This is a genomic window from Streptomyces sp., assembly GCF_019510245.1.
Taxonomy (GTDB): Bacteria; Actinomycetota; Actinomycetes; order Streptomycetales; family Streptomycetaceae; genus Streptomyces.
This window is the reverse complement of sequence record NZ_JAEKKT010000313.1, coordinates 1-8,388: the sequence shown is the minus strand read 5'-3', so window position 1 is coordinate 8,388 and position 8,388 is coordinate 1. Positions and strand designations below refer to the sequence as shown.

At 68.7% G+C, this 8,388-nt stretch carries 5 protein-coding genes and 2 pseudogenes; 3 read left to right on the top strand and 4 right to left on the bottom strand.

The genetic code is table 11. The annotated features are described in order from the left end of the window. The 4 genes and pseudogenes from JF597_RS49820 to JF597_RS49805 form a co-directional block, all read right to left on the bottom strand. Positions 1-1,125: pseudogene (locus JF597_RS49820) on the bottom strand (alpha-mannosidase); the annotation flags it as partial. A gap of 51 nt (positions 1,126-1,176) precedes the next feature. Beyond that, complete coding sequence (locus tag JF597_RS49815) at positions 1,177-2,070, bottom strand: carbohydrate ABC transporter permease (protein WP_079140578.1); 894 nt, start codon at positions 2,068-2,070, stop codon at positions 1,177-1,179. Next, a complete protein-coding gene (locus tag JF597_RS49810) occupies positions 2,070-2,918 on the bottom strand; it encodes a carbohydrate ABC transporter permease (RefSeq protein WP_294012752.1) in 849 nt (282 codons plus the stop codon). The genes JF597_RS49815 and JF597_RS49810 overlap by 1 nt, the downstream gene beginning before the upstream one ends. Positions 2,919-2,998: 80 nt before the next feature. Next, positions 2,999-4,378, bottom strand: coding sequence for an extracellular solute-binding protein (locus JF597_RS49805; RefSeq protein ID WP_294012744.1), 1,380 nt, complete (start codon positions 4,376-4,378; stop codon positions 2,999-3,001). Positions 4,379-4,618: 240 nt separating this feature from the next. Between JF597_RS49805 and JF597_RS49800 the strand changes: the two genes are divergently transcribed. From JF597_RS49800 to JF597_RS49790, 3 genes and pseudogenes are all read left to right on the top strand, one after another. Continuing rightward, on the top strand, positions 4,619-5,821 hold the full coding sequence (locus JF597_RS49800; protein ID WP_294012749.1) for an ROK family transcriptional regulator: 1,203 nt from the start codon (positions 4,619-4,621) through the stop codon (positions 5,819-5,821). A 736-nt stretch (positions 5,822-6,557) separates the two neighbouring features. Then, positions 6,558-6,854: pseudogene (locus tag JF597_RS49795) on the top strand (helix-turn-helix domain-containing protein); the annotation flags it as partial. 884 nt (positions 6,855-7,738) lie between these two features. Next, positions 7,739-8,388: non-reducing end alpha-L-arabinofuranosidase family hydrolase (locus JF597_RS49790; protein WP_294012741.1), on the top strand; the 650-nt coding region annotated here is incomplete at its 3' end.

Here is an 8,388-nt window from a genome sequence, read left to right as displayed (position 1 = left end):
CCCGAACTCCTCCAGGAAGAACCGCTTTCCATGGACGAACTGGCGCACCAGGGCCTCACCGCCGCTGATGTTGGTGTCGGGCTCCACCCACAGGCTGCCGGTCGGCAGGAACTGTCCGGTCTTCGCCTTCTCCTGCGCCCGTGCGTACACCTCGGGGCGGTGCTCCTTCAGCCAGGCGAGTTGCTGCGCCTGGGACATCACGAACTTGAACTCCGGATGGTCGTCCATGAGGTGGGTGACGTTGGATACCGTCCTGGCCACCTTGCGCACGGTCTCGCGCAGCGGCCACAGCCAGGCGGTGTCGATGTGTGCGTGCCCCACCGCCGAGATCCGGTGCGCGCTCGCGTGCGCGGGCGAGGCGAGCACGGGGGCGAGGACTGCCCGCGCGGCGGCCGCGCTACCGCTGATGTCCTGCAAGTCCACTTCGTCCAAGGCGAGTTCGACCGCCCGGAGGATCTGCCACCGACGCGGGGAGTCGGGGGACAGCTCGGGCATCAGTTGGTGCAGCACCTCCAGATCCTGGACGAGTTCGTGGACCTCCCGGTCGAACACGGCCAGGTCCAGACGGCGTAGCCGGTAGAGGGGTGCGCCGGGGTCCGCGGCCGGGTCGCCCAGCCACGGCGCCCGGCCGCCCACGGACGTGGGCCCGAAGGTGAGCTCGCCGGGAGCGGTGTGCATCACGACCGGGTTGGCGGCGGCCTCGACGTGGACGGCGAACTCCTCACCGCCAGCGGCCCGTTCGGTCACCGGCAGCCAGGTGTTGCGCGGGTTGAGCGCCTTCACCGCGGTGCCGTCCGGCCGGTAGACCAGCCCCTCGGCGGAGAAGCCCGCGGAGTGGGTGGCGAACCCGAGGTCCAGTACGGCCTCGACCGTCTCGCCGGCCCAGTCCGCCGGGATCGTCCCGCTGACCTTGAACCAGCTCGTGGACCAGGCGGGCCCCCACCAGTCGCCAACCTGGGCCGGCCGGTACGGAGCGGCCAGGCCCTCGGGGACCGGGACCGGCTCGCCGGAGACGTTCCAGATCTCCACCTGGAGAGGGACGGACCGGGCATGGACGGCGGGGCGTATCCGCTCGTCGAGCACGCGGGCCAGCCGCTGTTCGGTGACTTCACGGTCGTTGTGCATCAGGTGTCCGTCTCCGTGCGAGTACTACGAGGTGGGGGGAGCGAGCCCGGATCAGCCCTTGAGCGCGCCGCCGAGCGCGAAGCCGCCGCCGAGTTTGCGGGCCAGCAGCAGGTAGAGCATCACCACGGGCAGCGAGTAGAGGAGCGAGAACGCCGACAACTGCCCGTACTGCGTCTGGTCGTGGGCGGACAGGAAGGTGAACACGCTGACGGACGCGGGGAGTTTCTCCGGGGACAGCAGCAGGATGAAGGGGACGAAGAAGTTCCCCCACATGCCGATGAACGTGAAGATGGTGACCACGACGACACCCGGCCGCATCAGCGGCAGCACCACCCGCCACAGCACCTGCATGGTGTTCGCGCCGTCGATACGGGCGGCCTCCTCCAGGACGATCGGCACGCCGTCCATGAAGTTCTTCATCAGCCAGATCCCGAACGGCAGCGCGGACGCGGCCAGGAACAGGGTCGTGCCCGGCATCGAGTCGATCAGGTTCACCTGCACGAACATGCTGTACACGGGGATCATCACGGCGGTGATGGGCAGCCCGGTGGAGAACAGGATCGTGTAGAGGAACGGTCGGCGCACCCGGGACCGGTAGCGCGAGAGCGGGTAGGCGCACAGGACCGACGCGACCACGGTGACCGCCGTGCCGAAGCCGCACAGCAGCAGGCTGTTGAGCATCGGCCGGTAGGTGGTGTCGACGTTGAGGACCGCGTCGAAGTTGTCGAGCGTCAGCGCCGAAGGCCACTTGAGCCGGAAGGAGTTGGTGTCGCTCACCGAGGCGAGCACCATCCACAGCAACGGCAGGACGTACAGGACCGACACGGCGATCAGGACGAGGTTGATCACGAGGCGACCGGGACGCACACGGCGCGGACGCCCGGGGGCGGGTGCCGGGACCGTCTTCGAGACGGGCGGGGCGGGGGGAGTGGCGACGGCGGCCATCAGTCGTCCTCCAGTTTCAGCAGCCGGATGTACACGACGGAGAAGAGGGCGCCGACGACCAGCAGGACGAGGGCGATGGCGGTGCCGTAGCCGATCAGGCTGTTCTGGAAGGCCTGTTGGTACATGAAGATCGGCAGTGTCTCGCTCTTGTTGCCGGGGCCGCCGCGGGTCATGGTGTAGATCAGCCCGAAGACGGAGAGCGTCTGGAGCGTGATCAGCATCAGGTTGGTCAGGATCGAGGGCCTGATGACCGGCAGCACGACCCGCCACAGCCGCTGCCAGGGGCCCGCGCCGTCCATCTCGGCGGCCTCCACCAGCTCCTGCGGTACGTCGTTGATGGCGGCGGTGAAGACCATCAGCGAGAAGGCGGTGCCGCGCCACACGTTGGCCAGGCACACCGCGAGGATCGGCATCGTGTAGAGCCAGTTCTGGTCCGGCAGATGCACCGCGTCCAGAAGGGAGTTGAGTGAGCCCTGGTCGTAGAAGAAGGCGTACATCAGATAGCCGGCGACCACCTCGGGCAGCACCCAGGCGGCGATGACCACGCCGTTGACGAGGGCCCGTACCGGCTGGGTGGCCTTCTGCATCAGGACCGCGAGCGCGAGCCCGAGGGTGTTCTGGCCGATCACCGCGGAGCCGACCACGAACAGCAGGGTCAGCCACATCGCGTTGAGGAAGTCGGTGTCCTTGAACGCCCTGGTGAAGTTGTCGACGCCGACGAAGTGGGTGCCGGAGGCGCCGGTGAGCTGCATGTCGGTGAACGCGTAGTACACGCAGTACGCGATCGGACCGGCCAGGAACAGCGCCAGCAGGACCACGGCCGGGACCGTCGGCAGCCCGCGCAGCAGCGAGCGGACGGCGGGGGCGGGCGCCCCGCGGGACCGGCGGGGGTGACCGCCGGTCCCGTGAGGTGCCGGAGCGAGGGTGGTCACGAAGTGCCCTCCGCGGTCTTGTCGTCGCCCACCGCCGCCTTGACATCGTTATCGAAGGTCGAGGCGGCCTTGTCGACGGAGGCCTGACCCGTCGTCACGGACTCCATCGCCTTCTGGATCGCGGTCGAGACCTGGTTGTACTCCGGCAGCCCGGGCCGGTAGTGGGTGTCGGCGACCAGCTCCGTGAAGAACTTGTTGGTCGGCACCGAGTTCAGGTACGCCGGGTCCGACGCGACGTCCGTGCGCACCGCGATGTTGGCGTTGGTCGCGTTCCACTTGGCGGCGTTGGTCTTCGTCTGGAGGGTGGTCGACAGGAACTTCCAGGCCAGGTCGGGGTTCTTGGCCTTCGCCGGGATCGACCAGGCCCAGCCGCCGGACATGCTCGTACTGCCGGGCGCCTGACCGTTCTGGGTCGGCATCGCCGCGGTGCCCATCACCGACTGCCACTCCTTCCACGGCTTGGCCGCTGCCGAACTCCAGTTGTTGGGCATCCAGGAGCCGTCGATGTCGATCGCCAGCTTGCCCTCGGGGATGAGCTCGGTGCCCACGGCGGTCCCGAAGTTGGCGCCCAGCGCCTGCTCCTTGGCCGGACCGAGGTCCTGGCCGTAGACGGTGTGGACGAAGTCGAGCGCGTCCTTGAAGCCCTGGCTGCCCACGACCCACTTCTTCTGGGAGGCGTCGTAGAGCGACTTGTCGCCGGCCGGGGTGCCGTAGAGGAGCATTTCGAAGCCCTGCATGGAGGAGGCCTCGCCGCCCGCCTGGCCGGTGTAGAGGTTCAGCGGGGTGACGCCGGGCAGCTTCGCCTTGATCTTCTTGGCGGCGGCGATCACGTCGGCCCAGGTCTTCGGCTGCCAGGGCACGGAGATCCCGGCCTTCTGGAGGAGCTGCTTGTTGTACCAGATCCCACGGGTGTCGGTGTCGTCCGGCACCGCGTAGGTCTTGCCGTCGGAGGCTCCGGTCACCGCGGCCTTGGCGGCCTTGGCGTACTGCGACCAGTCGGCCCACTTGGCGGCGTAGGCGTCGAGGGGCTTGAGATAGCCGCCCGCGATGTCGGAGTTGATGAGCGCGGTGTCCTCGTAGACCAGGTCGGGCGCGGTCGCGGGGGAGCGCATCATGAGCTGGAGCTTGGTGTAGTAGTCGTTCTCGGAGGCGGTCACCGGCACGAGGGTCACCTTGGTGCCCGGGTTGGCCTTGGTGAACTCCTTCACCATCGAGGCGAGGAAGTTGGCCTGGAGCTTGTTGGTGCTGTCCAGGTTCTGCCAGTAGACGACCTTGATGGACTTGGACGAGCTGCCTGACGAGCCCGAACCGCAGCCGGTGGCGGCCAGGGCGGTGGCGGCGGTGAAGGCCGCGACGGTGACGATTCTCGAGCGCACAGTGGTTCCTCCGGGACGCGAAACCTGAGGGAAAGCCGCGAGTTTTCGGCCTGGAGGCCAGCCCGGACGGCGCGCCGTACTCTGCGCCACCCTGCGCTGATCGGCCTCGATGGCCGGAATTTGATGGGCGTCAGCTAAATCCATTTGATGGATGAAGTCAATGCTTCGAGTATGTAAACTTTCGCCATGCGAGTGCCGGGGGCGGCGGATGTGAGGGGATCAGGTGACCGACAGGTGACGATGCTCAGCGGGACGAACCTGCCGCGGGTCGGCGGCTACAACCAGGCCGTCGTCCTGGACGCCATCCGCACCACGGGCCAGGTGAGCCGGGTCGAGCTGGCCGCCCTCACCGGCCTGACCAACCAGACCGTCTCCAACGTCGTCCGCAAGCTCCTCGACGCGGGCCTCGTGGCCGAATCCGGCCAGGCCCCCTCCAGCGGCGGCAAGCGCCGCACCCTGCTGACCATCCGGGCCGACGGGGCCTGCGCGGTCGGCGTCCACCTCGACCCCGACGCCGCCGTCATCGTGGTGGTCGACCTGGCCGGCGAGGTGATCGGCAGCCGGCGGCTGCGGCTCACCGCGCCGGGCGATCCGGCCGACGTGGTGGACCGCATCGCGCGCACCACCGGGCGCCTCCTCGACCGCAGCGCCGTGGACCGCACCCTGGACGGCAGCACCGGCGCCGTGGTGTCCCCGCCGAACTTCCCCGGCTGGGGCCGCGTCCCCCTCGCGGACATGTTCGCCGACGCCACCGGCCTGCCCGTCGCCCTCGACAACGACGCCACCGCCGCGGCCATCGGTGAGCGCTGGATCGGTGGTGCGGACCGGGCGGGCAGCTTCCTGTTCATCTACCTCGGCACGGGCGTCGGCGCCGGCATCGTCCTCAACAACACGGTCCTGCACGGCGATTCGGGCAACGCCGGCGAGTTCGGCCACATGGCTGTGGAGCCGGGCGACCGTATCTGCCACTGCGGTGCGATGGACTGCCTCGGCCCGTATGTCAGCCCGGCCGCGATCATCGACGACCTGCTGCGCCTGCACGGCCGAACCGCCGCCGACCGCATCGGCCTCACCGGTACGCCCGACTCCGTGCACCACGACTGGAAGGCCCTGCGCCGAGCGGCCCGCGCGGACGACCCCGACGCCTGCGATGTCGTACGGCGTGCCGCGCGCCGTATCGGAGAGGCCGCGCGCGGCGCTGCCAGCCTCCTCGACGTCAGCCGGGTCGTCCTCGGCGGCGAGGCGCTGCGCGGCATCGAGCCGATCATCCGCGAGGAGGTCGAGGCCGCCGTCAACCGCACGTCCGTCGCCCGTACGATCCGTGCGGTCGCCGTCGAGCAGAGTGTGATCGGCGAGACGGTGGGCGCGGTGGGGGCCGCGTCGCTGGTGCTGCACGGGAACTATGCGCCCGGGTGGCGGATGCTGACGGATGTGCCGGGCTGAAGTGGGGGCGGTGCGCGTCGTGTTGGGGGATGCGCGTTGGAGTCCCTTGAGCTGCAGCGTGCGCCGGCGGCTCAGTGCCTGTTGCTGATCCCGGGTTTGAGTAGTTTTGGGGCCTTGGTCGGCGGGGTGTCCGAGGGCGCCGGACAAGCCGGAGAGCGAGTGCGCGCGGGCTGCGGTGAACGGCTGAGGCCGAAGCACGGCCCGTGGCCGTGTACTGCTCGGCGGCATGTCGTTCCAGGCAGTGGCGTCGGGTCCGCCGGCTGCGTAAGCGTGTGGCCGCGGAGTTGAGAGGCGTCGGCCGAGCCAAGTGCCCCGAATACGGGACCACTTGAGTGGCAGGGGTGGGCCGGCGTTTGAATGCCGTCTGCTGCTTGCGGCGGTGCGTCACAAGAGCCTGGCGGGCCCGGAAGGAAGCGTTCGGCGATCTGTGACCGTTCGCCGTAGTTGGCGATTGAGACTGGGCGGCTTCGCTGGTCGCGCACCGTCTGCTCACGCGGGTTGGCGGGTTGTGTTCGCGGTAGCCGGCGAGAGGAGGGGCAGGTAGCCAGTGCTCTGATCGGGAAGGTTAGCCGGGTCGGCAGTTCCAGCGGTTGGATGTCCGGAGACATCCGATCCGACCGTTGGGGGTGTGGCGGCTGAGCCTCTCCGTGTGCGCAGGTTGACCGACGAGGAGGGCCAGAGACTGCAGCGGATTGTGCGCCGGGGCAGCACCAGCTCGGTGCGGTACCGGCGCGCGATGATGCTGCTGGTCTCGGCCGGCGGAAACCAGGTCCCGGTGATCGCGAAGCTGGTGCAGGCCGATGAGGACACTGTCCGCGACGTGATCCACCGGTTCAACGAGATCGGCCTGGCCTGCCTGGACCCTCGGTGGGCGAGAGGCCGTCCCCGCCTTCGCAGTCCTGACGACGAGGACTTCGTCTTTCAGACGGCCACCACCCGCCCGACCAAGCTCGGACAGCCCTTCACTCGCTGGTCGATCCGCAAACTCGTCGCCTACCTGCGGAAGGTGCACGGCCGTGTGATCCGAATCGGCACCGGCGGCGTCGGCTTCGTTCGCCTCAACCTGGCGACCTCACCCGAGATACTCACCGAGGCCGTCCGGCGCATGACCAACTCGTAGCCCGTGCCTGCGGCACGTCGTACCCCAGCCCGGGACCGGACCCCGCCCATCTCGTGCATCGACTCCGCTTTGCGGGCGATCGGCGGGGCACCGACCTGTCTACTCACCGACAACGAGAAGACGATGACCATCGACCGGGTCACCGGGATCGCGGTCCGTCATCCTCAAGTCGTGGCCGCAGGACGCCACTACGGCCTGCAAGTACACACCTGCGTCCCGTTCGATCCCGAGTTCAAAGGGGGCGGCGAGGCCACCGTCCGTATCGCGAAGACGGACCTGATCCTCGACCTCGGCGAACCTGCGGGAGAAGCACAGCGGCTTCGCCGAACTCCGCGGGGCCCGCGCGATCTTCTGCCGGCAGGTCAACACCCGCGTCCACCGCGAGACAGGCAGGGCGCCGGCCTCCGCGCCAGACGGTCGAACACACCCGCCTGCACCCGCTACCCGTGGCCCCTCACACCCTCAACTTGGACCGGGCGGCAACCTTTTCGGGAGCGGCGGCAACCGGTACTGCAACGGTGCCTGTCCAAGCCCGCGCCCGCACCGCTACCTGACTCACAGTCAAAGGCCGGTACAGGCATGGGACTTGAGGCCGCCTGGTTTCAGCCTGCGAGCGTTTCTGCTCGCGAATTGTGCGCGAGGTATTGACGCTGATCACCGGAACCCTATTATCCAGTTGCTCGACACTTCGACCCATGTTCGCTATGTCGAACACTTTAGGGCCGCACTGCACCGCCGTCCGGACAGCCCCTGACGGGGTGTACCGGAGCCGCTTGCTCAAGGATAAAGAGGTCCTTATGCGCAGACGCAGCTTCAGCCCCAGGCATCCATCTGCGGTGCTCGCCGCTGTGGTCGCGGCCCTGGCCGCGTTGGCGGCGCTGCTCGTCGCCGGCCCGGCTCAGGCGGCCACCACCAGCGACGTGCGCGGTGTTGATTCCGGCCGCTGTCTCGATGTGGCGGGCTTCAGCCAGACCGACGGCGCGGACGTGCACATCTGGGACTGCCACGGTGGAGTCAACCAGCAGTGGACGTTGACGGACAGCGACCAGCTCACCGTGTACGGCAACAAGTGCCTGGATGTCCGGGGCGGCGCCACCACGTCCGGGACCCCGGTGCAGATCTGGACATGCAACGGCAGTGACAACCAGCAGTGGCGGGTGAACCCCGACGGCACGATCGTCGGCGTGCGGTCCGGGCTGTGCCTGGAGGCCTCGGGCTGGGGCAAGGCCAACGGCACGGAGGTACGGCTCTGGTCGTGCACCGGCGGCGCCAACCAGAAGTGGACCGGCCTGTCAGGGGCGAACAACGTGTGTGCTCTTCCGTCGACGTACCACTGGACATCGACCGGCCCGCTGGCGGAGCCGAAGGCGGGGTGGGCCTCGCTCAAGGACTTCACCAGCGTCGTCCACAACGGCAAGCACGTCGTTTATGCCACGACGCACAACAC

What these genes read in the sequence shown, in the direction of transcription:
- JF597_RS49800 (WP_294012749.1), top strand. Translation starts at nt 4,619, where the DNA reads ATGCTCAGCGGGACGAACCTGCCGCGGGTCGGCGGCTACAACCAGGCC.
- JF597_RS49815 (WP_079140578.1), bottom strand. Translation starts at nt 2,070, where the DNA reads ATGGCCGCCGTCGCCACTCCCCCCGCCCCGCCCGTCTCGAAGACGGTC.